Genomic DNA, 26,467 nt, shown 5'->3' with positions numbered 1-26,467 from the left:
AGTATGGCATGCCTTGCTTTCGAAACGACCAGTAAGGCAAAGAGGAGCTGTTGCGGCATGTTTTGAATTGACGTGCGCAAAGAATTCGAGGCCGAACGCCAAGAGGTTCGGTGGCTGAACTGCCCGCGCGGCTTGGCCCGGAAACCGGAGGTTTCCGGGCCGCAACGCGCTGATGTGCCGCGATGGCCGGGTTTCCATTCCGCCATGAAATGGCTATGAAGCCGGGTCAAGCAAGCCTGCGTCGCACCGATTCTGGCGCGACCATTCTCATTCACGGACCAGTCCATGCGTTTGTCGCGCTATTTCCTGCCTATCCTCAAAGAAAATCCGCGTGAGGCCGAGATCGTCTCGCACCGGCTGATGCTGCGTGCCGGCATGATCCGCCAGCAGGGGCAGGGCAGTTTTTCCTGGCTGCCACTCGGCAAGCGGGTGCTGGACAAGGTTTGCCAGATCATCCGCGAGGAGCAGAACCGCGCCGGCGCGCTGGAGATCCTGATGCCGACCATCCAGTCGGCCGATCTGTGGCGCGAAAGCGGCCGCTATGACGACTACGGCAAGGAGATGCTGCGCATCAAGGATCGCCAGGACCGCGACATGCTCTACGGCCCGACCAATGAGGAAGTGGTCACCGAGATCGTCCGCGCCTACGTCAAGTCCTACAAGGACCTGCCGCTCAATCTCTACCACATCCAATGGAAGTTCCGTGACGAGGTGCGGCCGCGCTTCGGCGTCATGCGCTCACGCGAATTCCTGATGAAGGACGCCTATTCCTTCGACCTCAACTTCGAAGGCGCGAGGGCGGCCTACAACAGGATGTTCGTGTCCTATCTCAGGACCTTCACGCGCATGGGCCTTCAGGCAATCCCGATGCGCGCCGACACCGGGCCGATCGGTGGCGATCTCAGCCACGAATTTATCATCCTGGCGGACACCGGCGAGAGCCAGGTCTATTGCGATCGCGATTATCTGTCGCTCCAGGTGCCTGGCGAAAACACCGACTTCGCCAATAACGCCGAGATATCGGACATCGTCAAAACCTGGACGACGCCTTACGCCGCCACCGACGAGATGCATGATGAGGCGGCGTGGGACAAGCTCGGCGAAGCGGACCGGGTCTCGGCTCGGGGCATCGAGGTTGGCCACATCTTCCATTTCGGCGACAAATATTCGAAGCCTATGGGCGCCAAGGTGACCGGGCCTGACGGCAAGGATCATTTCGTCTCCGGCGGCTCCTACGGCATCGGCCCGTCGCGGCTTGTCGCGGCGATCATCGAAGCCAGCCATGACGAGAACGGCATCATCTGGCCGGACGCCGTGGCGCCGTTCGACATCGGTCTGATCAACATGAAGGTGGGCGACGCCGACTGCGACCGCGTCTGTGACGAGCTCCATGCCGCCTTCGCAGCCAGCGGCAAGGATGTGCTCTATGACGACACCGACCAGCGACCGGGCGGCAAGTTCGCCACAGCCGACCTGATCGGCCTGCCCTGGCAGGTGATCGTCGGGCCGCGCGGCGTGGCCGCCGGCGAGGTCGAGATCAAGAATCGCAAGACCGGCGAGCGGGTGACGCTGCCGATCGCCGATGCCAAAAAACGCTTCGGTGCCGCCGCATGAGCGAGGCGGCTGCGGCAAGATCGGCGGGCGCCGGCCCTTTCTCCATCTTCGAACGCACGGTGGCGTGGCGCTATTTGCGCTCGCGGCGCAAGGAGACGGTGATCTCGGTCATCGCCTCGATCTCCTTCCTCGGCATCATGCTGGGGGTGGCGACGCTGATCGTCGTCATGGCCGTGATGAACGGGTTCCGGGCCGAGCTTTTGACCCGCATCCTCGGCGTCAACGGCCATCTGATCGTGCAGCCGCTTGATTCGCCGCTCGAGGATTACGCCCAGGTCGCCGGCCGCATCAACGGCGTGCCCGGTATCAAATACGCCATCCCGCTGATCGACGGCCAGGTGCTGGCGCAAGGCAATGTCGGTGGCGGCACCGGCGCGCTGGTGCGCGGCATACGCGGAGAGGATCTCGGCAAGATCGCCATCGTCGCCAGCAACGTCAAACAAGGCACGCTCGCCGATTTCGACTCGGGCGAAGGCGTCGCCATCGGCAAGCGCATGGCCGAGAATCTCGGGTTGACGCTCGGCGATACCATCACCTTGATCTCGCCCGATGGTGACGTGACGCCGCTGGGCACCACGCCGCGCATGAAGGGCTACAAGATCGCGGCGATCTTCGAAGTCGGCATGTCGGAATATGACAGCTCCATCGTCTACATGCCGTTCTCGGAAGCGCAGCTCTATTTCAACATGGATGGACGCGCGCAGACGATCGAGATCTATGTCGACAATCCCGACAATGTCGACGCGCTGAAGCCGAAGGTGGAGGAGGCGGCGCAACGGCCCATCGACATCGTCGACTGGCGCCAGCGCAACGAGACCTTTTTTTCCGCCCTGCAGGTCGAGCGCAACGTCATGTTCATGATCCTGACGCTGATCGTGCTGGTGGCGGCGCTCAACATCATTTCCGGGCTGATCATGCTGGTGAAGGACAAGGGGCACGATATCGCCATCCTGCGCACCATGGGCGCCTCGCGCGGCGCGATCTTGCGCATTTTCCTGATGACCGGCGCGGCGATCGGCGTCACCGGCACGCTCGCTGGCGTGCTGCTCGGGGTGCTGATCTGCACCAACATCGAATCGATCCGGCAGTTCTTCTCCTGGATGACCGGCAAGGTGCTGTTCAATCCGGAGCTCTACTTCCTCAGCCAGCTGCCGGCGAAGATGGATCCGCGCGAGACCACCTATGTCATCATCATGGCGCTCGGCCTGTCGTTCCTGGCGACCGTGTTTCCGGCGTGGCGGGCCGCCCGCCTCGATCCGGTCGAAGCCTTGAGGTACGAGTAGTGGCCGAGGTCATTATCGAGCTGAAGAGCGTCGAGCGGCACTATGTCCAGGGGCCGCGCAAGCTCACCATCCTGAACGGAGCCGATTTCTCGCTGCGGCGCGGCGAGATGGTAGCGCTGGTTGCGCCGTCGGGCACCGGCAAGTCGACGCTGCTGCATACGGCCGGCCTGCTGGAGCGCCCCGATGCCGGCGACGTGATCCTGTCCGGACGGGCCTGCGGTCGGCTGTCCGACGACGAGCGCACGTCGATCCGACGCAACGATGTCGGCTTCGTCTACCAGTTCCATCATCTGCTGCCCGAGTTTTCCGCGCTGGAAAACATCATGATGCCGCAGCTGATCAAGGGCCTGCCGCGCAAGGAAGCGGCCGAGCGCGCCGCTCAGCTGCTCGATTACATGCAGATCGGCAAGCGCGCCTCGCACCGGCCGGCCGAATTGTCCGGCGGTGAGCAGCAGCGCGTCGCCATCGCGCGTGCCGTTGCCAATGCGCCGCTGGTGCTGCTAGCCGACGAGCCGACTGGCAATCTCGATCCGGTCACCGCCTCCTATGTGTTCGAAGCCCTGGAGGCGCTGGTGCGGCAGTCGGGTCTGGCCGCGCTGATCGCCACCCACAATCACGAACTGGCATCGCGCATGGACCGGCGCGTCACGCTCGCCGACGGCAAGGTCGTGCCGCTGTAGGGCACGTCGATGTTCGCCGCGGGAGTGGGGCCAACCTGGACAAGCTCCGGCGAGATTTCCGCGAATGCAGGTTGCCGTCGGGGATTCTGGCCTCTCCGAAGGTCACCCGGGCTCAGAACCGCCAGTGAGCATTCCGTGCGATCAGGGTGGAAGAGATCGCGATCATCACCAGGATCAGCAGCCAGGTTACAAAGTTGCGCGAGAGGCGCCACCGGCGGCCTTGTCTCATGCGTTTTCGCCAGCGGTCAGCTTTATTGGCGCCTTCGTGTTGGCCCACGTTCATCACTCGGTATAGTTCCCGCAGCGTCAACCTTTTCTTAACCCTGCCAATCCGATCGCCGGAGATTTCGGATGCGGTTGGATTCTGCTCGTTGACTTTGAAACAAAATTAGAACAAATTGCGAACATATCAACAACAGGAGAGAGTTATGACCGATCTGGTTCAGGATGTCATCTCACTGGTTTGCATGAGCACATTCCTCATTTCCATGGCGATCTGGATCGGCGCCATGTGACCTGGCGGCGTTGATCGCTGCTGTTTCCGCCGTCAAGCGGACCGCTCCTCCGTTAAACCTTTCTTGCCGCCTCGACGCTAGGATGCGCCTCAAGGCAGGAGCAACGTCCAGGTGTCGCCCATCGTCACGGCCATTCTCGTGGCCAGCAATCTCGGGCTGATCTTTCTCTTGATGACCGCGCCGCTTGGTTTGCGCACGGTCAGGATGAGCCGCTTGATTGCGACGGACCGCCAGCGCCTCTGGCAGGCGCTGTGGCCGCTTGGCAGCGATGCCGGCTGGTCCGGCGAGATCCTGTCGGCGCAGCCGCTGGACGGGGAGAGCGTGTCCCGCATCATGCTGTCGTGGGAGGGCCGCGACGGCAAGCCGATCGAACGCAGGGCACGGTTTGACGATGTCGTCGAAGGCAGCCGCTTCTCGATGCGTGTCGTCGAGGATACCGCGCTCGACGCCTCGTTCTGGAAAGACTATCGCGAAACCGCCGAACTCGTCTCCGAAGACGGTGGCACGCGGGTGACGCTCAGCCAGACGGATCGCTACCGCGGCGTTGCCTTTCTGGTGTTCCGTTACTTCGCCATGCGCCGCGAGCTGTCCAAGCTGCAACGCTGGGCGCTAACCGGTCAGTATCGCAAGGGCGGCTGGTTCGAGCATCCGCTCAGCCAGGTTGGGTTTGCCGTGCTGTCGGCATTGATGCTGTGGCCGTTCTTCGGGCTCCACCTCGGCGGGCTGGCGCTCGCCTCGATCCTTACCTCGGTCGTGGCCCTGCATGAACTCGGCCATATGGCGGCGTTCCGGCTGATGGGCCACCGCAAGGCGCGGATGATCTTCATCCCGCTGCTCGGCGGGGTCGCCATTGGCGGCAGGCCTTACAACAGCCGTTTCGAAGTGGCCTTCGTGGCGCTGATGGGGGCGGGCTTCTCCGCCTTCCTGGTGCCGATCGTCATTGCCGCCAGCGCGCTTGCGGGCGGCGAGGGGCACAAGGCCGCGGCCGCGCTGCTGGCGGCGCTGGCGGGCTGCGCCGCCTTGTTCAACATCGCCAATCTGGTGCCGGTGTGGAAGTTCGACGGCGGCCAGGTGTTGCGCCAGATCTGTCCGGGGCCGATCGCACTGGCGCTGGCCTCGTTCTTCCTGCTCTCGGCTTTCCTGGCGGTGGGGTGGCGGGCCGGCTTTTCCTCCGGCTTCCTGCTCGCGGCGGGAGCCGTCTTTTCAATCCTCAGCCTGCTGACCATGGGCAGCGGAGTGAAGCCACGCCACGAGCTGGAACCGATCCGCACGGTCGACCGCTTCGCCATCGCTGGTGCGCTGTTGGCGGTGTTCGTCATCCATGGCTGCGGCGTGCTGTGGGCGTCGGCGCAGTTGCTTTGAACCATGTTGAACCCGAAAGGTTCAACCAGTCCTTCGGACTGGCTCGGCGGGCGCAGCCACGGCGGGACCGAAAACATCCTCGAAGGCTGATTTCAGCGCCAGATCGAGGTCGGCCATGCCAATGGGAAGGCCGAGGTCGACGAGGCTGGTGACACCGTGGTCCTGCACGCCGCAGGGCACGATGCCGCTGAAATGGTCGAGATCCGGTTCGACATTGATGGCGATGCCGTGAAAACTCACCCAGCGCCGCAGCCGGATACCTATCGCCGCGATCTTGTCCTCGACCGGCGAACCGTCCGGCAAGGCAGTGCGATCGGGTCGCACCACCCAGACGCCGACCCGGTCCTCGCGGCGTTCGCCGCGCACGTTGAAGGCGGCGAGCGTGCCGATGATCCACTGTTCGAGCGCGGCGACGAAGGCGCGCACATCCTCGCGCCGCCGTTTCAGGTCCAGCATGACATAAGCTACCCGCTGGCCCGGCCCATGATAAGTGTATTCGCCGCCGCGACCGGCCGAAAAGACCGGGAACCGGTCGGGATCGATCAGGTCCTCGACGCGCGCACTGGTGCCGGCGGTGTAGAGCGGCGGATGTTCGACCAGCCAGACCATTTCGCCGGCGGCCCCGCCGCGTATCGCCTCGGCACGCGCCTCCATGAAGGCAAGCGCATCGGGATAGGGGGTAAGGCCAGGCTCGATGCGCCACTCGACCGGTGCTGAACCGGGGAGCGGCAGGAACGACGTGGCGATCTGGCTGCGTTCTGTCATGGCTTTTCGTTTTTCACTTATGCCGTGGCGATCCGCTTGCACTTCGGGCGGCATGCATCCGTCTCCATATGGCGTCAATCGCTGGAAACGTCCAGTTCCGGCCCTTCATTCCAATCCTGTGGACCGTTATGCCAATCGCCTGAGATTATTGCGTGCGGCGCACTTGTTTCGCCGGAAACGATTTGCTACACGCCGCGAGCCGGTCGGTTCCGGCTCCTACCACGTGCGGTCGTGGCGGAATTGGTAGACGCGCAGCGTTGAGGTCGCTGTGGGGCAACCCGTGGAAGTTCGAGTCTTCTCGACCGCACCAATATTTCCCGAAGCGGGCCTTCGGATCTCGTGAAATCACCTCCGGCAATCCTGCGATCATCGGGCCCGAGTGCGGCGCCGCTCTGTAGCGGCTGGACGTTTGGTTCGTTCGGCAGATCGACGGTAACGACGAGGCCGGTTGGCTGGTTGTCGTGCAACTCGATGCTGCCGCCGTGGCCCTGGATCTGTCCGGAATAGGAAACCGCGAACCCGACATCGGAGAATTCGGCGCAGACGGTTTGCAGCACGCTGGCAATATCGGCCCGCTGCAGCTTTCCGTCGATACGTCGTTGCGCAGATAGGTCAGGGGTCTCGTCGATCAGATCCTCGATGTGCCGGACATCAATGTTCCTCCCGCAAAAATGTCTGGCGAGCGACTGCCCAGATTTCTTGAGATCACGCCGCCTTCTTCATCCGCGCCAGCGTATCGGCCACCACTTCGCCAAACGTCGACGGCGTCGGCACGATGATGACGCCTGCCTCCTTCAGGATTTCGACCTTCTCCTGCGCCGACTCGCCGAAGGCCGAGATGATGGCGCCGGCGTGGCCCATGCGGCGGCCTTTCGGAGCGGAGAGGCCGGCAATGTAGGCGATCAGGGGCTTGCGCATGTTGTCGCGCGCCCAGATCGCGGCTTCGGCTTCCTGCGGTCCGCCGATCTCACCGATCATCACCACGGCGTCGGTGTCGTCGTCCTGCTCGAAGAGTTTCAGCATGTCCTTGAAGGAGGAGCCGTTGATCGGGTCGCCGCCGATGCCGACGCTGGTCGACACGCCGATGCCGAGCGCCTTCATCTGCGAGGCCGCTTCGTAGCCGAGCGTGCCGGAGCGGCCGACAATGCCGACGCGGCCGGGCAGGTAGATAGAGCCTGGCATGATGCCCATCAGTGCTTGCCCGGGCGTGATGACGCCGGCGCAGTTCGGGCCGATCAGCCGCATGCGATCCTCGAAGCGGTAGCGGCGCATGTAGCGCTTGACCTGCATCATGTCCTGCGAGGGGATGCCGTCGGTGATGCAGACGCAGAGTTTTATGCCAGCATCGGCGGCCTCCATGATCGAATCGGCGGCGAAGGGCGGCGGCACGAAGACGATGCTCGCCTCGGCGCGGGTTTCGCGCACCGCGCCCTTGACGGTGTTGAAGACGGGCAGGCCGAGATGCGTCTGGCCGCCCTTGCCGGGGGTGACGCCGCCGACAAGCTTGGTGCCGTATCGCTTCATGTCCTCGGCATGGAAGCTGCCGATCTTGCCGGTGAAACCCTGGACGATGACCCGGGTGCTGCGGTTGAGCAGGATTGCCATTTTTTCGACCTCCCTAGAGCATGATGCCGAAAAGTGTGAAGAGGTTTTCGGGCGACATCATGCTCTATCTGTTTGATTTTAGAGACGGATTCAGATTTCAAGTCGAATCGACCTGAAATCATCCGACTCTAGGCTGCTTTTTTCTTGGCGGCCGCGCGCCAGGCGGCGACGGCTTTTTCGGCGGCTTCGGCAAGTGTGTCGGCGACGATCACCGCCTCGCCGGAATCGGCCAGGATGCGGCGTCCTTCCTCGGCCTTGGTGCCGGAGAGCCGCACCACCAGCGGTACGGTGACGCCGACCTCGCGTATCGCCTTGATGACGCCCTCCGCGACCCAGTCGCAGCGGTTGATGCCGGCGAAGATGTTGACCAGGATGGTCTCGACATTCTTGTCGCCGAGCACGGCGCGGAAGGATTTCGCCACCCGCTCCGGCGACGCCCCGCCGCCAATATCGAGGAAATTGGCAGGCTCGCCGCCGGCGATCTTGATCATGTCCATGGTCGCCATGGCGAGCCCCGCGCCATTGATGATGCAGCCGATGTTGCCGTCGAGGCCGACATAGGAGAGGCCACGGTCGCTGGCGAAGGTTTCGCGCGGGTCTTCCTGGCTCTTGTCGCGCAGTTCGGAGATTTCCGGGCGGCGGAACAGCGCGTTCTCGTCGAACGACATCTTGGCGTCGAGCGCGATCAGATTGCCGTCGCGCGTCACCACCAGCGGATTGATCTCCAGCATCGAGGCGTCGTAGTCGCGGAACACCTGGTAGCAGCTGAAGATGGTCTCGGTCGCCTTGCCGATCAGGTCATGATCGAGGCCCAGCCCAAAGGCGATCTCGCGGGCCTGGAAACGCTGCATGCCGACGCCGGGATCGACCGAGGTGCGCAGGATGGAATCAGGGGCCTTCTCGACGATGTCCTCGATTTCCATGCCGCCGGCGGCCGAGGCCACGATCATCACGCGCTCTTCCTTGCGGTCGAGGACGAAGCCGACATAGAGCTCCTGCGCGATATCGACCGCTTCCTCGAGATAGAGCCTGGAGATCAGCTTGCCGCGCGGGCCGGTCTGCTGGGTCACCAGCTTGCGCCCGAGCATCGCTTCAGCGGCGCTGGAGATCTCCTCGTCATTGGCGCAGAGTTTTATGCCGCCGGCCTTGCCGCGGGCGCCTGAGTGAACCTGCGCCTTCAAGACCCATTTGCCGCCGCCGATCTCGCGCGCCCGGTAGGTCGCCTGTTCGGGGCTGTAAGCCAGCCCGCCGCGCGGCACATGCACGCCGTGCCGGGCGAGCAGTTCCTTGGCCTGATATTCGTGGATGTCCATTGTTGTCCTCCCTGAATCGTCAATACGTGGCGCGGTCGTTAGCCAGTTAGTTGGCCGGCGCGTTCGATGGCCTCGTTGACCACCAGAACATTGCGCGCCATGCGTTCAGAGGCGGCGTCGATCATCTTGCCGTCGAGTGCGGCGGCGCCTTTTCCCAGGGCCTCGGCCTCTTTGAGCACCTCGAGGATGCGCCTGGCCCGCGCGACTTCCTTTTCCGGCGGCGAGAAGACGTCGTTGGCGAGCGCGATCTGCGAGGGGTGGATCGCCCATTTGCCTTCGATGCCGAGTGCCGCCGCGCGCTTGGCACCGGCGATGTAACCCTCCGGATCGGAGAAATCGCCGAACGGTCCGTCGATGGCGCGCAAGCCATAGGCCCGGCAGGCGATGGTCATCCGCGATAGCGCGAAATGCCACTGGTCGCCGGGATAATCGGGATTGAGGCCGCCAATATTGACGGTGCGCGCCTTGCAGCTCGCCGCATAGTCGGCAACGCCGAAATGCATGGCTTCCAGCCGGCCAGGCGTCGCGGCAATCGCCTCGACATTGGCCATGCCGAGCGCGGTCTCGATCAGGGCTTCCAAGCCGACACGGGTCTTGAAACCCTTGGCCATCTCGATCTGGTTGACCATGGCCTCGACCATGTAGAGATCGGCCGGCACGCCGACCTTCGGCACCAGAATGGTGTCCAGCCGGTCGCCGGCCTGTTCCATCACGTCGACGACGTCGCGGTACATGTAGTGGGTGTCCAGCCCATTGATGCGCACCGAGACGGTCTTGCCCTTGGCGCGCCAGTCGATGTCGTTGAGCGCCTGGATGATGTTCTTGCGGGCGCGTTCCTTGTCGGGCGGTGCGACCGCGTCCTCGATGTCGAGGAAGACGAAGTCGGCGGCGCTGTTGGCTGCCTTGTCGATGATCTCCGGGCTGGAGCCGGGAACCGCCAGCTCGCTGCGCTGGAGTCTCAATTTCCTGAGGTGGTTGATGGTGTGGCTCATCGTCTGGTCCCTCAGGCGGCTTCGGCGACCGGCACGGCGGCCGAGGCGCGGAAATGCTGGATGGCGGCGCCGACGCCGGAGCCAGGGGCCAGCCGCACGCCGCAATCGAGCAGCGCCATTTCGGCCGCCGAAAGCGAGGCGAGCACCATCACCTCGTTCAGCCAGCCGAGATGGCCGATGCGGAAGACCTTGCCCATCACCTTGTTGAGGCCGCCGCCGAGCGAAGTCTGGTAGGTGCGGTAGGCGCGCTTGACGACGTCGCCGCTGTCGATGCCTTCAGGCACCAGAATGGCGCTCACCGTGTCGGAATGCCATTTCGGCGCCTTGGCGCAGAGTTTCAGGCCCCAGGCATCGACCGCCTTGCGCACGCCTTCGGCGAGGCGATGATGGCGGGCAAAGATGTTCTCCAGCCCTTCCTCGGCGATCAGGTCGAGCGAAGCGCGCAGGCCGCGCAGCAGCTGCGTCGCCGGCGTATAAGGGAAGTAGCCGGCGTCGTTGGCGCGGATCATGTCCTCGAAGGAGAAGAAGCAGCGCCGGTGGGTGGCGCTCCTCGAAGCGACGAGCGCCTTCTTGCTCACCGACAGGAAGCCAAGACCGGCGGGCAGCATGAAGCCCTTCTGCGAGCCGCTGACGGCGCAGTCGACGCCCCATTCTTCCTGCCGGAAGTCGATCGAGCCGATCGACGATACGCCGTCGACGAACAGCAGGGCAGGGTGGTTTGCGTCGTCAAGCGCGGCGCGGCAGCCGGCGACATCGCTGGTCACGCCGGTCGCTGTCTCGTTCTGCGTGCAGAAGACGGCCTTGATGCGGTGCGTCTTGTCGGCCTTCAGCCGCTCCGCGTAGAGCTCGAGCGGCACGCCGGTTCCCCATTCGCAGTCGATCACGTCGACCTCGAAGCCGAGGCGCTCGGCCATGTCGACCCACAGATGCGAGAACTGGCCGAAGCGCGACATCAGCACGCGGTCGCCGGGGCTGAGGACATTGGTCATCGCTGCTTCCCAGGCGCCGGTGCCGGAGGACGGGTAGATGAAGACGCGGCCGGTCTCGTTCTTGAAAACGCGTTTGATGTCCTCGAACAGCGGCAAGGTGAGATCGGGGAAGGACGCGGCGCGCATGTCCTCCATCGGCAGGTTCATCGCCTGCCGGACCTGTTCGGGGATGTTGGTCGGCCCGGGAATGAAAAGATGGGTGAAACCGGCCATGATGCGAACTCCTCCTGATCCAGCAAAGCGGTGGGGGGAGTTTCGTTTCGACGGCTAAAGCCAACAACACCTTGGCGGGTAAGATCTCGCCGCGCGCGGGTGGGGCGGGCCTACCCGGTCAGCCTACCCGAAAGGCTGCTTCTGGGTACGTCTCTCTCGGGCATAGAGCGCGACGGCCATCGCCCGGTTACGGACGTCGAGCTTGTCGTAGAGATTCTTGAGGTGATACTTCACCGTGTTCTCGGAAATGCCGGTCCGCGTGGCGATCTGCAGATTGGTCCAGCCATCGGAAAGCACCGCCAGCAGCTCGCGTTCGCGCACGGTGAGCTGCGCGAGCGGCGTGTCGTTGACCTTGTTGATGTCGATATAGGGGATGCAGATGCGTCCATGCGCGACCGCCAGGATCGTGTCGAAGATGATGGCTGGGTCGTCGAACTGGAAACAGTAGCCTTGGGCGCCGAGCCGCACGCATTGCTTCAGGATGCCGATATCATGGTCGTTGGAAAAGACGGTGATGCGCACGTCGAGCTTGCGGCTCTGGACCTCGGCCAGCACATCGGCGCCGTCCATGTCGGCGAGCTTCCAGCCGATGACAGCGACGTCGAACCCACCCTTTGCCGCCAGGTCCAGGAACTGCCTGCCGCTCTGCACGGTGCTCAACAATTCGAAGCGGCCGTCGCATTCGAGCATTTCGCGCAGCGCCGATATGACGAATGGATTGCGCTCGGCGACGACAATGCGCATGCGCCGGTCGCCAACTGCCTTGCTCGTTTTCCCGGGCTTGCTGTTCAAGGGCCGTTTTTGTCCTGGGCTGGTAATGCCGCAACTCACAGGTCAGGCTTCAGGCCTGGACCCGTATCATGACAATTCTGCCCCAATCGCGCCGGGGTGCTCTTTCCCCAGCGACATCGGCTGTCGCGCCGTCTGAAGCCGGGATTGGCTGGTTCTTGATGGATAGGCATTGCCAGGCCTGGCATCCGCGATACACTCACCGGGCGACGTGGAGCAGGCGTTTCGTTTGATATTCCGTGCCTTAGAGCGATAAGTTCTCGGATCGAATCGCGTCTGTACGCGAGATGCATCGGGTTTCCGCGAAACCGGTTTCCGCTTTAGGGGCCGATGCTCTAGACCTGAAGGCACAATTTTTCCGGGATGGCGGGAGGCGGTGGTGGAGGACAAGCAGACGACCTCCGCCAAGGCGGCTGACGATGCCCGGGCCGATATCTATGGCGAGGACGGTGCGGTCCTTCCGTCCTTCCTTGCCCAGATCGGGGCCGCGATCGCCGATCGCGATACGCTGACCCTCAAGCATGAAGTCGACCATCTGCACCAATCGGAGCTCGGCGACCTGATCGAGGCGTTGCATCCCGAACAGCGGCAGGCCCTGGTCGAGTTGCTGGGCGCCGATTTCGACTTTTCCGCGCTGACCGAGGTCGACGAGGCGATCCGCATGGAGATCGTCGATCACCTGCCCAATGCACAGATCGCGCAGGCGGTGCAGGAACTCGATTCCGACGACGCGGTCTACATTCTCGAAGATCTCGAAAAGGAAGACCAGGACGAGATCCTGTCGCAGCTGCCGTTTACCGAGCGGATCAGGCTGCGCCGCTCGCTCGACTATCCCGAAGAGACCGCCGGGCGGCGCATGCAGACCGAGTTCGTCGCGGTGCCGCCGTTCTGGACCATCGGCCAGACCATCGACTACATGCGCGAGGACAAGAACCTGCCTGAGCGCTTCAGCCAGATCTTCGTCATCGATCCGACCTTCAAGCTGTTGGGGGCCATCGACCTCGACCAGATCCTGCGCACCAAGCGCGCGGTCAAGGTCGAGGACGTCATGCACGAGACGCGCCACGCCATTCCGGCCACCATGGACCAGGAAGAGGCGGCGCGGGAGTTCGAGCAGTACGATCTCTTGTCAGCCGCGGTCGTCGACGAGAATGAGCGGCTGGTCGGCGTGCTGACCATCGACGATGTCGTCGACGTCATCCAGCAGGAAGCGGAGGAAGATCTGCTGCGCATGGGCGGCGTCGGCGACGAGGAACTCTCCGACACGGTGTTTGCCACCTCGCGTTCGCGCGTTCCCTGGCTGCTGGTCAACCTTGTCACGGCATTTCTGGCGGCGTCGGTGATCGGCCTGTTCGACCACACGATCGAGCGGATCGTGGCGCTCGCGGTGCTGATGCCGATCGTGGCCGGCATGGGGGGCAATGCCGGTTCGCAGACCATGACCGTCACCGTGCGGGCGCTGGCGACGAAGGACCTCGACATCTACAATGCCGCCCGTATCATCCGCCGCGAAATGGGGGTGGGCTTCATCAACGGCATCGTCTTTGCCGTTCTGATTGGCATCGTCGCCGCCGTCTGGTTTCGCGATCCCAATCTGGGCGGGATCATCGGAGCGGCGATGATCATCAATATGTTCGCGGCCGCACTTGCCGGCATCCTGATCCCGCTGCTGCTCGACCGGTTCAAGATCGACCCGGCCGTGGCGTCGGCGGTTTTCGTCACCACCGTCACCGACTGCGTCGGCTTTTTCGCTTTCCTTGGCCTTGCAAGTTGGTGGTTCGGCGTGAGGTAGTCGCCTCAATTGACTTTTACGTAAATGCCGTGCGAGGCTCGCTTGGGGGCCATGTCGATTCCGGCGGCCGAGGGTTTGGTTCGGACAGAAGGCGGCGCCGCGTGGCGGTCGCCCGGAATTCCGACTTGGAGTGACAATGCGGGAATATTATTCGATCACCGAACTGACCCGCGAATTCGACGTGTCGACGCGGACGCTGCGTTTCTATGAGGACGAAGGCCTGGTGCAGCCGGTGCGGCGTGGCCGCACGCGGCTGTTTCGTCCCTCCGACCGCCATCTCATCCGGCAGATCATGCGCGGCAAAAGGCTTGGCTTCTCGATCAACGAGATCCGCGAAATCATCCAGATGTACAAGGAGCCGCCGGGCGAGGTCGGGCAGCTCAAGCTTATGATCAAGCGCATCGAGGAAAAGCGCGAGGATCTGAGGCAAAAGCGCCGCGACCTCGAAGAGACATTGGCCGAACTCGACCAGGCCGAGGAATCCTGCGTCGAGCGGCTCGTGGAGCTTGGCGTCAACACCTGAGTGGCCGGTTTCATCCGAGGGAATCGGGATGGGTTGGCAGGCGTTTGCTCGATATGGGCATATCAGGCAAATGCCATGCCTCTCAGGCGCTCGACAAGGTCACGCGCTGCCGTCTTGTTGCTGAATTTGCCAGTGATCAGGCAGGCATGGGCGACAGGTGCCGGCGGCAATCTCGGATCGATAATATCCACCCCGCAAACCTTGCAGACGTCCGATGTGACCAGCGATATGCCGACGCCTGAGCGCAATGCCCTTTCGAAGAGCGTCCACGATCCGCTGTCGGACACGATTTTGTACGGCACATTATGCGCCTCCAGTGTGTCCAGCGCATATCGCCGGTAGACGCAGGGGTCCGGGAAGAAAACAAGCGGCAATGGACCATCGCTACCATGCTTGTAGGCAGGGCCGCCGGCCCAGATGAGTGGTTCGGACCATAGAATCTCGCCGGCTTCCGGCGTCTCCGAAAGATCGCGCACGATCGCCATCTCGACCTCGCCATCCCTGACGCGTTTCGCAAGCTTCGCTGACGACTCGGTCCTGAATTCCACAGTGACGTCCGGAAAGGCGCGGTTGAAGGCGTTGATCGTGCTGATGATGCCGGGCTTGAAGCAGTCGTTCACGATGCCGATGGAAATGGATTTGGACGTCCGCCGCGGTCGGAAATAAAGATCGATCTCGTCGAGTATCTGGACGATCTTGTTGGCCTGCAGGTGGAAATAGTCGCCGTCAGGCGTCTTCTCCATCGCATTGTTCTTGCGATCGAAGAGCCTGGCATCGAGCTCGGTTTCCAGCTTCTGGATCTGATGGCTGAGCGTCGACTGGGTGCTGTTGAGCCGGCTGGCGGCGCGCGTCACGTTGCCCTGGTTGGCAATTTCCAGAAAGCTGCGAACCATCGTGGTCGAAATGTTGAAACGTCTCATGAGGCTGTCCTTGATGCCCTCTGTCGAGCTTCGCCTGCACGATCGGCCTCCAGCTACCGACCCGCGGTTTCCCAGCATGGCCCGTCCAGCCGTGTCATCATCCGGAAAATCCGACGTCATTTAAAACAATGCGACCTCTGGATGGCAAGTGCGGCCCAAGCACTTGCCATCCAGAGGCGGACCGGATTTGCAGGAAGAATTCCAAAGCGAGAGTTTAGGCGCGCCGACGCGAACGTGGATCGATGGCGTCGCGCAGCGCTTCGCCGCAAAGCGTAAAGCCGAGCGTGGCGACCGCCAGCACCAGACAGGCCACGACCACCGGCGTGTAGCCTTTCGACATGTTCTGGTAGCCGTCCTGCAGCAGGCTGCCCCAGCTGGCGAGTGGAGGCCGAATGCCGAGGCCGAGAAAGGAAAGTCCGGCCTCGAGCGCAATCACCACCGGCACTTCCATGGCGGCCAGCACGACTACGGGAGCAAGTACATTCGGAATGACGTGGAAGGCCAGGATCCGGGATTTCGTCGCGCCGAGCACGAGTTCGGCCTTGATGAAGGTCGAATGAATGACGGACAGCACCTGCGCGCGCACGACGCGGCCGAATTGCGGGACCAGCGTGACGGCCACGATCAGCACGACCATGGGCAGCGATGGCCCCATCACCGCGACCAGTGCCAGCGCCAGGATGATGCTTGGGAAGGAAGACACAGCGTCGAAGGCCGTCATGATCAGACGCTCGATCAAAGGCGTGGTGTAGGCGGCGGCCACACCGAGGACGACTCCGGCGATGAGCCCGGTCAGAATAGCCGAAAGGGCGACGAGCATGGCGATGCGTGAACCGTAGATTTGCCGGCTGAAGACATCGCGACCGAGCTGGTCAGTGCCGAAGAAATGCGTCGACGACGGCGTCGCGAAACGATGCGCGATATCGAGTGCATCGGGATTGTGGGTGGCGATCAAGGGCGCGAATGCCGCACAAGCCAGTATTACAAGGACGATCGCGAAACCGATCGCACCTCCCGGGGTCGATATGATCTCCCGCACGATAGCCGCGGCAGCGCGCATGCCGGATCGGCTGGGTGAGGTGACTTCGCTCAGTGCGACGGTCATCAGCGCGTCGCCTTGCCGATGCGCGGATCGATCAGGGCATAGCCGAGTTCGACGATGAATTGGACAACGACGAAAATCACCACGACCACGAAAACCACGCCCTGCATGACCGGATAGTTGCGGCTGACGATCGCATCGTAGAGCGTCGTCCCGAGACCCTGGCGCGCAAACAGGATCTCGATCAGCACAGCGCCGCCAAGCAGGCGGCCCACGATCATGCCAAGCGTGGCCAGTGTCGGCAGCATGGCGTTGCGCAAGGCATAGGTGCTGACAATACGCGCGGGTGAAATGCCGAATGCCCGCGAGGTCCTGATGTAGCTTTCGCCGAGAACCTCGAGCATCGAGACGCGGACAAGCCGGGCGATCATCCCGATATAGCCGAGCGACAGCACGACGCCCGGCAGGACAAGGCGCTGGACCTGATCCAGAAAACCTTCGCCGCCGCCCAGGATCGGCAGCCAGTTCAGCCATACGGAAAAGATGACAAGAAAGATGATCCCGAGAATGAAGCTCGGCATCGAGACGAACACGATCGAGACGGTGGCGAGGATGGTGTCGGCCCGCGTCCCCCTATGGGTGGCGGCAAAAATTCCAAGTGGAATGCCTGCCGCTACCGCGATCACGATCGATGCCAGCGCCAAATAGATGGTGCACGGCAATACTCCAAGCACGATCGCCGTGACAGGTCTGCCGGTAATGACATCGGTACCAAGATTCCCGCTGAGGACATGCATGAAAAACAGGAACAGACGCTCGTATATCGGTTTATCGAATCCCATCTCGGCGATGAACTGGCGAGCATATTCCGGGCTCGCTTGCGGGCCGAGCAGCACGGTCGCGGGGTCACCGGGAATGGCGCTCGACAGACAAAACAACAGCAGCATGGCGCTGAAGATCGACGTCGCCGCCGTCAGGACGCGACGAACGATATAGGCCCGATCCATGATTACCCTTCCACCCTTGCAGACGTCGGCAATTTTCTGATTGCTGCAGGATAGCAATAGGGCGGCGAAAGCGGCCATGGCGATTCCCCATACCGTCATGGTGTTTTCGAATTTGCATTTTCAAGCGATCTCCAGAAGTTTTCCGATGTCGAAGGGAGGGCAGATGGTGGTCTGGCTTCGCAATCAGCGAGGCGCCGCCGGCAGTCGGATCGCGCCCTTCGCCATGGATCGGACTGTTGGACAAACCTCTCGTCAAAATACGCAACCTGGAACTGTCCGCATCCACCAGCCGCGGTGATGCCCGCATCCTCAGGGGTATCGATCTCGACATTCCGCGCGGCTGCATAATGGGCATCGTCGGCGAGTCGGGATCGGGCAAGTCCAGTCTTGCCAACGCTATCATCAGGCTGCTGCCTGCCAATACGACCAGGCTGAGCGGCGAGATAGTACTCGACGGAGTGAACCTGCTGGAGCTGGATGAGGCCGGCATGCGGGCTTTGCGGGGAACCCGCATCGCCATGGTCTTCCAGGATCCGATGACGGCTCTCAATCCCCTCTTCTCGGTGGAACGGCATCTCATCGACGTCATCCGCCGACGCTCGTCCGCCATCGGCCGCGCCGATGCCGCCGCTCGTGCCCTGCGTGCGCTGGAGGCAGTCGGCATCGCCGACCCTGCACTGCGGCTCGCCAGCCATCCAGGCGACCTGTCGGGCGGCATGCGGCAGCGCGTCTTGATTGCCATGGCATTGCTGGCCGAACCCGATCTTCTGATCGCCGACGAGCCGACGACAGCGCTCGATGCAACAATCGAGGCGCAGATCGTTGCCTTGCTTGGTGAGCTCAGGACCAAGCTGTCAGGATCGATCCTGTTCATCTCGCACCATCTCGGTCTCGTGGCGCGGCTGTGCGAGCGCATTTGCGTGATGTATGGCGGAACGGTGGTCGAAGTCGGCGACACCGCGGCGATCGCGGCCGCGCCGGCACATCCGTACACGCGTGCGCTCATGGCCTGCATGATCGACAACCAGACCAGTGACGCGCCGCTAGTGTTCATTCCTGGCGAGGTGCCGGACCCGGCGGGGCCTGGCGAAGGCTGCATCTTCGCCTCGCGCTGCGGCTATGTGGCGGATGAATGCTTGCGGGCGTCGCCGCCGCTTCGCGATCTGGATGCATTGCGCAAGGTCGCTTGCCATCGGGTGGGAGAGATCGCGTGACGGCCATCTCCCTCGACGAAGTGTCCGCTCACTATGGCACGGTCAAATCCCTGGACGATATTTCCTTCAGTGTCGATCCGGGCGGGCGCGTTGGCCTGGTTGGTGAATCCGGATCGGGCAAATCGACATTGTGCCGGCTGCTGGTCGGGCTACGGACGCCAAGTGGCGGAGAACTGACGGTCTTCGACCGGCCGGTGTCGGATTATCTCGCCAAGGACGCACGCCTGTTCCGGCGCACCGTGCAGCTGATCATGCAGGATGCCGTCGCTTCGCTCTCGCCACGCATGCGGGTCAGGAACCTGCTTCGCGAAGTCATCACCATCCACGATCTGCCCGTCGAGGAAACATGGAACCGGATCGAGACGCTGACGACCAGGCTCGGGCTTTCGAAGTCGATCTACGACCGCTACCCGCATGAAGTGTCGGGCGGCCAGGCCCGGCGCCTGGCGATCGTGCGCGCGCTGGCGCTGAGGCCGCGCATCGTCGTCGCCGACGAGCCGACAGCCGGTCTCGATGTCTCCGTCCAGGGCGGGCTGCTGAACATGCTGATCGAAATCCAGAAAGAGCTGTCGCTAACCTACCTGATGATCAGCCATGATCTGCGCGTCATCCGCCGCGTCACCGATCGCGTCATGGTGATGTATCTGGGCCAGATCGTCGAGGATGGCGAAACCGAGGCGCTGTTTCGCAAGCCGGCGCATCCCTATTCAGCCGCGCTTCTGTCGACCAGCGCGGCCCACGGGCCGATCCCGGCCGTCCAGCCGATCATCCTGCAAGGCGAAATTCCGAGCGCCATCAACCCGCCGGGGGGATGCCGCTTTCATACCCGCTGCCCCGCGGCCAAGACGCGTTGCAAGACCGATCCGCCACCCTTGCAGCGCTTGCCCGAGAACCGGTCGGTGCGCTGCCATTTCCCCTATTCGTTGTCTCTCGCCTGAGCTGTTTTCGCAATCCACCATCCGGAGGTAAGATCCATGGCCTGCCACCCTGTAATGACCAGAAGATCGCTGTTGTCGGCATCGGCGGCTACCGCCGCGCTGCTGCTTGCTGGCGCAAGGCCGGTATTTGCGCAAGGCAAGATGAACCTTGTGCTGCGCGTCTCCAAGAGCGCGGAAGTGCTCGATCCGCACTACCGGACCGGTCAGGTCGACGGCAACGTCATCCGCAGCATTTTCCAGAAACTGATCGCCTTCAAGCCCAACATCTACGAATGGGAGCTCGACGCTGCCGAAAGCATCGAGCAGGTCTCGCCAACAGAGATCCATTTCAAGCTGAAACCGGGGCAGATGTTCACCGACGGCTATGGCGAGATGACCACCGACGACGTCAAGTTCACCTTCGAGCGCTATGCCAAGCCTGACGCCGACGGCAAGATCTCCGCTTACAAGGATGATTGGGCGAGCCTCGTAGAGGTCAAGGTCGACGACAAATATTCGGGGCGGCTGATTCTGTCCGAACCATCGCCCGCGCTTTGGAACGTGGCATTGGCCGGCGGCTCCGGCGTCATTGTCTCGCGCAAGGCGGTCGAGGCGCTGGGGCTCAAGCATCGCCAGCATCCGGTAGGGTCGGGACCTTACAAGGTTCAATCCTTCGAGCCTGGCCAGCGCGTCATCCTGGCCGAGAACCCGGAGTACAGCCGCCGCCACCCGGATTTCCCGACCTGCACGGTGCAGCTGGTTGCCAATCCCAAGACAGCCGAGCTGGCGCTGCGCTCGGGCGAAATCGACTTCACGGAACTGGCGATCGGCGCCGATCCCGCACTGGCGCAATTGCCCGACATCAAGGTGCTGACCATGCCGGGACAACGGTTCGTCTGGCTGGGCATGAATGTGGAGCATGCGCCACTCAATGACATCAGGGTCCGCCAGGCCCTGCGCTACGGTCTGGATGTCGATCAGATGGTCGACGCAGGCTATGAAGGGCAGGCCAAACGGCTGAACGCCATGCTGCCTGACAGTGTCGATGGCAACTGGCCCGACGCGCCGGTTTACAAACGCGATGTCGACAGGGCCAAGAACCTGCTTGCCGAAGCCGGGCAGTCCAACCTGTCGTTCAAGATCACCATCCTCAACGAGCCGGCATTCCAGAACATGGCCCTGGTGGCCCAGGCGCAGCTGCAGGAAATCGGCATCGACCTGCAGATCGACCAGCGCGAGGGCGCGTCCTACTGGTCGTCCGGCAAGGGCGAGAGCGGCAAGGCGCTCGAACTGTTCATCCTGCGCTTCAACGCCCATGTCGACGCAAATTTCAACACCCGCTTCTTCCAGACGAATCAGATCGGTGACTGGAACTGGCAGCGTTGGTCGAGCCCCGAATACGACGCGCTGCACAAGGCGAGCTCGGCCAACATGGACCACGACGCGCGCATGGCACAAATCCGTGACATGCAGAAGATCATGGATCAGTCGGCCGCCTTCGTCTGGCTGACCAACGAAGTGGTCACCTACGGCCACTCCAAGGCCATCGTCCCGGCCATCATGCCGAACGGCAATGACTGGAATTTTAACTATTTCAAACGGGCGTGACGGATTTCCGATGGCGTGCTGGCACGCCATCGATCCCAGCCACTCATAACGCTTCGACAGGACGCGGCCCGCGACCTGTCGGCTACCTCTCGATGTTGCCCCCCCAAACCATTTGTACATGAAAGCTGGACATGCAGAGCTCTTCAATCCGACGGGTCGAGCCGTTGTCGGTCGACAAATATCTGTTTGTCGAAATCGAAACCGATGACGGGCTGGTGGGCCTAGGCGAGGCAGGAGCCTGGGCGCACATCGAGGCGACCGCCGCGACGATCGAGAAGTTCGGTCGGTATCTCATCGGCAAGGATGCCGATTGCATCGCACATCACTGGGATACGCTGCATCGTTTCGGCAGCTATGACGGCGCCATCATCACGGCCGCGATTTCCGCCATCGACATCGCGCTGTGGGACATCAAGGGCAAGCGTCTCGACCGACCTGTTTGCAGCCTGCTCGGCGGTCCGCTGCGCGACAGGATACGCATCTATGGGCAAGCGCGTGGCAACACCGCCGACGAGTTGATCCAGTCCTGCCTCTCGTTGCGCGATGCCGGCTATAGCGCGATCGGCCACGTCAATCCGTTCCTGGATGACGCAAGCACGCCGCTTTCCGTCAGCTTTGCCCGCGCGATGGAAGCCGCCACAAGCCTCGTCTTCGCCATCCGCGAGGCGGTCGGCCTCGATGTTGACCTGTGCATCGATGTCCATCGCCGGCTGAACCCGGCGCAAGCGATAGCGTTCGGCCATGCGATCCGCGACGCCAGTCCGTTGTTCTATGAGGACCCCATACGTCCGGATTCGATTGATGCCATGGCCCGCGTGCAGGCCAATGTGCCTGTCCCCGTGGCCACCGGCGAGCGCGTCTACAGCCTCGATGACTTTAGGCAGCTCTGCATGTCGGGGGCGGCGTCCTATTTGCGGCCGTGCATCGGCCTGTGCGGTGGCTTCACGGGAGCGATGCGGGTGGCGGCCCTTGCCCAGGCATTCGATATCGCCGTCGTCCCGCACAACACTTTCTCGCCGGTTGCGACCATGGCAAGCCTGCACCTTTGCGCCGCCATTCCAAATCTTCTGATCTGCGAGTATCCGACGTCGCTCTATCTCGACGGCGTCTGCTCAACCGAGTTGGTCGGGCGCGCGCTGGTTGACGCGATACCGCATCAAGAGGGCGGATATGTTCCAGTTCCGGTCGGCCCGGGGCTGGGTATCGGCCTGTCGGACAATGTGCGCGGCCGTTTTCCAAGAGGGACGATCGATATCGCGATGCGGCAGCATGTCGACGGTTCAAATGTCGAGCATTGAGACGGGCTTTACCTCATGAAAATCCTTAGTGCCGAAGCGAAATACTATCGATGGCCGCGGCCCGTGCCGGTCTCCAATGGCAAGCATACCTGGACCGATATGCAGATGGGCGTGGTCACCATCATAACCGATGATGGTTTCACCGGCGTCGGCATCGGCAGCGGCTCACCGGGAGAAAGGCAGTTCAGGGAAGAATTCTGCAGGCGGATCATAGGCGTGGATCCAACGATGACCGAACGGATCTGGGCAATGCTTTCAGACAGCAAGATGTATGGACGGCGCGGCTTCGAGACCGCGGCCCTTGCCCCGATCGACATGGCGTTGTGGGACATCAAGGCGAAGCTTGCAGGTCTGCCGCTGCACCGGCTGGTCGGCGGTTATCGCGATCGCGTGCCCATCTACATAGCGGGTGGCTACTACAGTTCCGACAAGACGCTGCGGGATCTGCAGGCTGAAATGACCGGCTATGTCGAGAAGGGCGCGAAGGCCGTCAAAATGAAGGTAGGGCGGCTCTCACATGTCGAGGATGCGGCCCGCGTCGGCGCCGTTCGCGCGGCGCTCGGGCCTGACATCAAGCTGATGATCGATGCAAACTGTGCCTATCGCGCCCATGAGGCCATTCAATTTGCCAGACGGGTAGAGGCCTTCGACATTGCCTGGTTCGAGGAGCCGGTCGGGCCGGAGGATTATGCCGGGTTCTCAAGGGTCGGTATGCAGACGTCGATCCCCATCGCCGCAGGAGAGCAGGAGTACCGTGTCCACGGCTTTCGCGATTTGATGGCAACCGGCGTGGTAGGCATTGTCCAGCCGGATGCTCGCTGGATGGGCGGGGTTACGGAGTTCATGAAGGTTTCCGCGCTCGCACAGGCGCAAGGCGCCGCCATTGCCGCGCACGGACCACAGCACATCCATCTGCCGCTGATCGGCGCAATCCCGAACGGCATCTATGCCGAATATTACGACGGCGATTTCGACACCCCTTACGGATCGGTTTTCCTCGAGACGTTCTCGATCGGCGATGACGGCAATGTCGCGCTCTCGCAGGTGCCAGGTGTCGGCTACGCCTTGAACAATGAGGTGCTGGCCAAACTGCTTGCGTGACAGGCAGCTTCGGCTCCGAAGCTCAAATCCAGCGCCGCACCCGCTTCGCGTAGTCGCGGTATTTCTTGCCGAATTTCGCCGCCAGTATCTTTTCCTCGCCCTCGATCGCCAGCTTCTGGGTGAGGAAGGCGGCGATGAAGGCAAAGAGCAGGAACCAGGCTATCCCCGTGACAAAGGCGACGCCGATCAACAGCAGTGTGTTGGCCAGATACATCGGGTTGCGGGTGACGCCGAAAGGGCCCGTCGTGACGAGATGGTCGGGCACGGCATTGGGATTGAGCGTTGTCCTGGCCCGCATCATGGTGCGGATGGCGGTGAACCAGAGTACGGCGACGCCGAACAATGCCACCCAGCCCGCCGCGAACAGGAGGTCGCCCAGGAGATCGCCGATCCACGGCAGGGGGTAGAGCATGCCGAGGATGACGCTGACGGCGATCGCCGCGGTGTAGATAACCGGCGGCCACGGGATCACCCCGGGCTTCGGCAGGGTTTCGGTCATTGCGTTCCTCCCTCATCCATCTTGTCTTCGGTCTGGGCCGTGCAGCTGCCGGCCAGATCGCCCAGATGCGCCCTGAACTCCGCAGTCTGGTCGTTGTTCTCGAGCCGATCAAGAGATGCTTCGCCCTCGAGCGTCGTCAGCATGCAGCCGCAATAGCTCGAACAGAAGGTCGCGTTGCGCGTCTGCTCGCACGAGCGCTGGCAGGTTTTGAGGAAATTGACCTGCGGGGTTTCGACCTGGGCCGGCATCACTTGCGAGAACAGCCAGACGCAGCCGATCAGCAGCGGCTGGTGGATCAGGTAGAAGGCGAGGCTGTGGCGGCCGATGAAGACCAGCGGGTTGGCCCAGCGTCCGGGTTTGAGGTGCGCAAGGCGGGCTCGCATGCCGGATGCGGAGGCGAGTTTCGCCACTGCGATGCCGACAAGCACCGCGCCGAACCATGGAAACAGCGGCACATAGTCGTTGGATCGCGGATTGATCGCCGACAGGCCGATCCACCACAGCCAGGGATGATCCAGAGCCTCGAAGCGCAGATAGATGGGCGCCGCGATGACGAGCGCGGCAATGACAAGCGTCAGCAGCGCGGGCAGCCGCAGGAAGGCAAGGCCGAGCAGGCTGGCGAGCGCGATCTGGTGGAGGATGCCGAAGAAGATGAAGCCGTCAGGCGTGGCGATCCGCGTGACGACCGAAATGGCGATCGCCGCTCCGGCAACCATGGCGAACCGCTTCCAGAAGCCGTTCCAGCGGATTTGCCGGCCATGGGCAAGGTACAGGCTGACGCCGACCAGGAACAGGAAGGTCGAGGCGATGCAGCGCGCATAGATCTTCCACCAGCCGAAGGCCGTGAGGCCCGGGTCGGTGTAGCCGAAGAATTCCAGGTCCCAGGTGAAATGGTAGCTCGCCATGGCCAGCAGCGCGATGCCGCGCACGATGTCGATGGCGACGATGCGCCGGGATGGCTCCGGAACGGGTACGGTCGGCGTATGGATGGTCATGGTCTCGCGATCTGATTCAGCCCCGCTTGAGGACTATCACGGTTGGACGGGACAGAAGAAGGCCGCGAGCAGCGGCATGGGCGATGTCTCTTGCATCAGGCGCCGCTTTAGGCCAGCGCCGGGAAGTCTTTGACCGACTTCGCTTTTTGCCGGATATGCGTCGGTTTCCTCTTAATCGCCCGGAAGTGGCCAAGGCAGATTTGGCCGGTGATTCTGCTTTTGGGGAAGCAATGTCCACCCATGTGCGCCATCCGATCTGGCTCCCGGCCCTCAAGGCCGCGGATGCGCGCACCTTCGCCTCGCTCTACGCGGTGGAGTCCTTTGCCCGAGCCACGGTGTCGAGCGTCATCCCGATCCAGGCCTACGAGATCCTGCACAACGAGCAGATCGTTTCGATCCTCTATACCATCGTGGCGCTGCTCGGCCTGTCGGTGACCTTGTTCATGCCGATGCTGATCCGCCGCTTTGCCCGGCGCTGGGTCTATACGGCGGGCGCCTGCCTGCTCGCCATCGGCTCGCTGTTCTTCGTCACCCATACGCTTGCCGGGCAATTGGCCGGGATGCTGTGCCGGGTGATGGGCGCCAGCGCGCTGTCGATCACGCTCAATCTCTACATCATGGACCACATACGCAAGACCGACTTCATGCAGGCCGAATCGCTGCGCATGGCGTGGTCGATGCTGGCCTGGACCGGCGGGCCGACGCTCGGCATCTTCCTGTATACACGCTTCGGCATCTATGCGGCGCATGGAGCGGTGGCGGTGTTCGCGCTGGCCTTGCTGGCGCTGTTCTGGACCTATCGGCTGGGCGACAACCAGTCGATCCGGCCCGGCAGGACCCGGCCGGCCAATCCGCTCGCCAATATCGGCCGCTTCGTCGCGCAGCCCAGATTGAGGCTCGCCTGGCTGATCGCCTTCGGCCGCTCCTGCTTCTGGACGACGTTCTTCGTCTATGGGCCGCTGTTCATGGTGATCACCGGCCAGGGCGATATTGCCGGCGGCCTCCTTGTTTCGGCCGGCAATGCGCTTTTGTTCATGGCGATCTTCTGGGGCAAGGCCGGAAAACGCTTTGGCGGCCGGCGCACCATGACATTTGCCTATTTCGCCATGTCGGCCATGCTGCTGGCCGCGGGCACGGTGGGAGCGACCGCACCGTTGTTGACCGGCGCTTTCCTGCTTGGTGGCGCGTTCTTCACCATCGCGCTCGATGCCCTGGGCTCGACCGCCTTCATGCGTTCTGTGCGATCTTATGAACGGCCGCAGATGGCTGCGGTCTACCGCACCTATCTCGATTTTTCCGAACTGACGCCGCCGCTGGTCTATTCGGTGGTGCTGGCCTTCTTCGGACTGGGCTCGGTATTCGTCACGCTCAGCCTGCTGGCGGCGGCGTGCGGCTTCGTGACCTGGCGCTACCTGCCGAAGTCGCTGTGAG

At 62.7% G+C, this 26,467-nt stretch carries 24 protein-coding genes, 1 tRNA gene and 1 pseudogene; 13 read left to right on the top strand and 13 right to left on the bottom strand.

Translation table 11 applies throughout. From position 1 onward, the window contains the following. Positions 1-285 precede the first annotated feature (285 nt). Genes proS through AC07SZ_RS07145 form a run of 3 tightly spaced genes read left to right on the top strand, consistent with a single transcriptional unit; the run spans position 286 to position 3,577 of the window. Positions 286-1,614: a proline--tRNA ligase gene (gene proS / locus AC07SZ_RS07155; RefSeq protein ID WP_172373446.1), complete on the top strand. Its 1,329-nt coding sequence runs from the start codon at positions 286-288 to the stop codon at positions 1,612-1,614. After that, positions 1,611-2,897 (top strand): lipoprotein-releasing ABC transporter permease subunit, encoded by a 1,287-nt coding sequence (locus AC07SZ_RS07150; protein ID WP_056572849.1) that lies wholly within the window; start codon positions 1,611-1,613, stop codon positions 2,895-2,897. The genes proS and AC07SZ_RS07150 overlap by 4 nt, the downstream gene beginning before the upstream one ends. Further along, the gene (locus AC07SZ_RS07145) at positions 2,897-3,577 is read left to right on the top strand and encodes an ABC transporter ATP-binding protein (RefSeq protein WP_056572847.1); all 681 of its coding nucleotides are present in this window, start codon (positions 2,897-2,899) and stop codon (positions 3,575-3,577) included. The genes AC07SZ_RS07150 and AC07SZ_RS07145 overlap by 1 nt, the downstream gene beginning before the upstream one ends. A gap of 112 nt (positions 3,578-3,689) precedes the next feature. On the opposite strand, the gene AC07SZ_RS07140 is transcribed toward AC07SZ_RS07145, so the two are convergent. Further along, positions 3,690-3,860, bottom strand: coding sequence for a hypothetical protein (locus AC07SZ_RS07140; RefSeq protein WP_494913831.1), 171 nt, complete (start codon positions 3,858-3,860; stop codon positions 3,690-3,692). A 343-nt stretch (positions 3,861-4,203) separates the two neighbouring features. Between AC07SZ_RS07140 and AC07SZ_RS07135 the strand changes: the two genes are divergently transcribed. After that, positions 4,204-5,454 (top strand): site-2 protease family protein, encoded by a 1,251-nt coding sequence (locus AC07SZ_RS07135; RefSeq protein ID WP_172373448.1) that lies wholly within the window; start codon positions 4,204-4,206, stop codon positions 5,452-5,454. A 21-nt stretch (positions 5,455-5,475) separates the two neighbouring features. Here AC07SZ_RS07135 and lipB read toward each other — a convergent pair whose 3' ends face one another. Next, positions 5,476-6,219, bottom strand: coding sequence for a lipoyl(octanoyl) transferase LipB (gene lipB / locus AC07SZ_RS07130; protein WP_494913830.1), 744 nt, complete (start codon positions 6,217-6,219; stop codon positions 5,476-5,478). A 225-nt stretch (positions 6,220-6,444) separates the two neighbouring features. Here lipB and AC07SZ_RS07125 point away from each other — a divergent pair. After that, a tRNA-Leu gene (locus tag AC07SZ_RS07125) sits at positions 6,445-6,529 on the top strand. Between the two features lie 85 nt (positions 6,530-6,614). Here AC07SZ_RS07125 and AC07SZ_RS07120 read toward each other — a convergent pair. From AC07SZ_RS07120 to AC07SZ_RS07095, 6 genes and pseudogenes are all read right to left on the bottom strand, one after another. Beyond that, positions 6,615-6,872 (bottom strand): annotated as a pseudogene (locus AC07SZ_RS07120) (sensor histidine kinase); the annotation flags it as partial. 52 nt (positions 6,873-6,924) lie between these two features. Further along, on the bottom strand, positions 6,925-7,824 hold the full coding sequence (sucD, locus tag AC07SZ_RS07115; protein ID WP_056572683.1) for a succinate--CoA ligase subunit alpha: 900 nt from the start codon (positions 7,822-7,824) through the stop codon (positions 6,925-6,927). Positions 7,825-7,952: 128 nt separating this feature from the next. Further along, complete coding sequence (locus AC07SZ_RS07110; RefSeq protein ID WP_056572681.1) at positions 7,953-9,137, bottom strand: malate--CoA ligase subunit beta; 1,185 nt, start codon at positions 9,135-9,137, stop codon at positions 7,953-7,955. Positions 9,138-9,175: 38 nt separating this feature from the next. Further along, positions 9,176-10,129, bottom strand: coding sequence for an HpcH/HpaI aldolase/citrate lyase family protein (locus AC07SZ_RS07105; protein ID WP_494913829.1), 954 nt, complete (start codon positions 10,127-10,129; stop codon positions 9,176-9,178). 11 nt (positions 10,130-10,140) lie between these two features. Then, positions 10,141-11,331 carry an aminotransferase class V-fold PLP-dependent enzyme gene (locus tag AC07SZ_RS07100; protein ID WP_056572677.1) on the bottom strand — a complete coding sequence of 397 codons (1,191 nt, stop codon included), beginning with the start codon at positions 11,329-11,331 and terminating at the stop codon, positions 10,141-10,143. Positions 11,332-11,454: 123 nt separating this feature from the next. Beyond that, on the bottom strand, positions 11,455-12,075 hold the full coding sequence (locus AC07SZ_RS07095) for a response regulator transcription factor (RefSeq protein ID WP_494913828.1): 621 nt from the start codon (positions 12,073-12,075) through the stop codon (positions 11,455-11,457). Between the two features lie 424 nt (positions 12,076-12,499). Between AC07SZ_RS07095 and mgtE the strand changes: the two genes are divergently transcribed. Beyond that, positions 12,500-13,912, top strand: coding sequence for a magnesium transporter (mgtE, locus tag AC07SZ_RS07090; protein WP_483125163.1), 1,413 nt, complete (start codon positions 12,500-12,502; stop codon positions 13,910-13,912). A gap of 136 nt (positions 13,913-14,048) precedes the next feature. Beyond that, complete coding sequence (locus AC07SZ_RS07085; RefSeq protein WP_006203215.1) at positions 14,049-14,435, top strand: MerR family transcriptional regulator; 387 nt, start codon at positions 14,049-14,051, stop codon at positions 14,433-14,435. Positions 14,436-14,497: 62 nt separating this feature from the next. Here AC07SZ_RS07085 and AC07SZ_RS07080 read toward each other — a convergent pair whose 3' ends face one another. The 3 genes from AC07SZ_RS07080 to AC07SZ_RS07070 all read right to left on the bottom strand — a co-directional run bounded on the left by AC07SZ_RS07080 (position 14,498) and on the right by AC07SZ_RS07070 (position 17,404). Then, positions 14,498-15,355 carry a LysR family transcriptional regulator gene (locus AC07SZ_RS07080; RefSeq protein ID WP_494913827.1) on the bottom strand — a complete coding sequence of 286 codons (858 nt, stop codon included), beginning with the start codon at positions 15,353-15,355 and terminating at the stop codon, positions 14,498-14,500. Positions 15,356-15,569: 214 nt separating this feature from the next. Further along, positions 15,570-16,460 (bottom strand): ABC transporter permease, encoded by an 891-nt coding sequence (locus tag AC07SZ_RS07075; protein WP_494913826.1) that lies wholly within the window; start codon positions 16,458-16,460, stop codon positions 15,570-15,572. Next, the gene (locus AC07SZ_RS07070; protein ID WP_494913825.1) at positions 16,460-17,404 is read right to left on the bottom strand and encodes an ABC transporter permease; all 945 of its coding nucleotides are present in this window, start codon (positions 17,402-17,404) and stop codon (positions 16,460-16,462) included. Before AC07SZ_RS07070 ends, AC07SZ_RS07075 begins: the two co-directional genes overlap by 1 nt. Before the next feature lie 236 nt (positions 17,405-17,640). On the opposite strand from AC07SZ_RS07070, the gene AC07SZ_RS07065 reads away from it, so the two are divergent. The 5 genes from AC07SZ_RS07065 (at position 17,641) to AC07SZ_RS07045 (ending at position 23,542) form a co-directional block, all read left to right on the top strand. Continuing rightward, on the top strand, positions 17,641-18,618 hold the full coding sequence (locus tag AC07SZ_RS07065; RefSeq protein ID WP_494913824.1) for an ABC transporter ATP-binding protein: 978 nt from the start codon (positions 17,641-17,643) through the stop codon (positions 18,616-18,618). Then, the gene (locus AC07SZ_RS07060) at positions 18,615-19,556 is read left to right on the top strand and encodes an oligopeptide/dipeptide ABC transporter ATP-binding protein (protein ID WP_494913823.1); all 942 of its coding nucleotides are present in this window, start codon (positions 18,615-18,617) and stop codon (positions 19,554-19,556) included. Before AC07SZ_RS07065 ends, AC07SZ_RS07060 begins: the two co-directional genes overlap by 4 nt. Before the next feature lie 54 nt (positions 19,557-19,610). Next, entirely contained in the window at positions 19,611-21,143 is a 1,533-nt protein-coding gene (locus AC07SZ_RS07055; protein WP_494913822.1) for an ABC transporter substrate-binding protein, read from the top strand. A gap of 131 nt (positions 21,144-21,274) precedes the next feature. Further along, a complete protein-coding gene (locus AC07SZ_RS07050; protein WP_494913821.1) occupies positions 21,275-22,441 on the top strand; it encodes a mandelate racemase/muconate lactonizing enzyme family protein in 1,167 nt (388 codons plus the stop codon). Positions 22,442-22,456: 15 nt separating this feature from the next. Further along, positions 22,457-23,542, top strand: a complete 1,086-nt coding sequence (locus AC07SZ_RS07045; RefSeq protein WP_494913820.1) for a mandelate racemase/muconate lactonizing enzyme family protein — start codon at positions 22,457-22,459, stop codon at positions 23,540-23,542. Positions 23,543-23,564: 22 nt separating this feature from the next. Here AC07SZ_RS07045 and AC07SZ_RS07040 read toward each other — a convergent pair whose 3' ends face one another. Beyond that, positions 23,565-24,041 (bottom strand): methyltransferase family protein, encoded by a 477-nt coding sequence (locus tag AC07SZ_RS07040; protein ID WP_494913819.1) that lies wholly within the window; start codon positions 24,039-24,041, stop codon positions 23,565-23,567. Beyond that, a complete protein-coding gene (locus tag AC07SZ_RS07035; protein WP_494913818.1) occupies positions 24,038-25,036 on the bottom strand; it encodes a heparan-alpha-glucosaminide N-acetyltransferase in 999 nt (332 codons plus the stop codon). Before AC07SZ_RS07035 ends, AC07SZ_RS07040 begins: the two co-directional genes overlap by 4 nt. Before the next feature lie 230 nt (positions 25,037-25,266). On the opposite strand from AC07SZ_RS07035, the gene AC07SZ_RS07030 reads away from it, so the two are divergent. Beyond that, positions 25,267-26,466 carry an MFS transporter gene (locus AC07SZ_RS07030; RefSeq protein ID WP_494913817.1) on the top strand — a complete coding sequence of 400 codons (1,200 nt, stop codon included), beginning with the start codon at positions 25,267-25,269 and terminating at the stop codon, positions 26,464-26,466. Position 26,467 lies beyond the last annotated feature (1 nt).

This window comes from Mesorhizobium sp. GW821-FHT07A06 (assembly GCF_059419085.1).
This window is presented reverse-complemented; position numbering and strand designations above follow the sequence as displayed.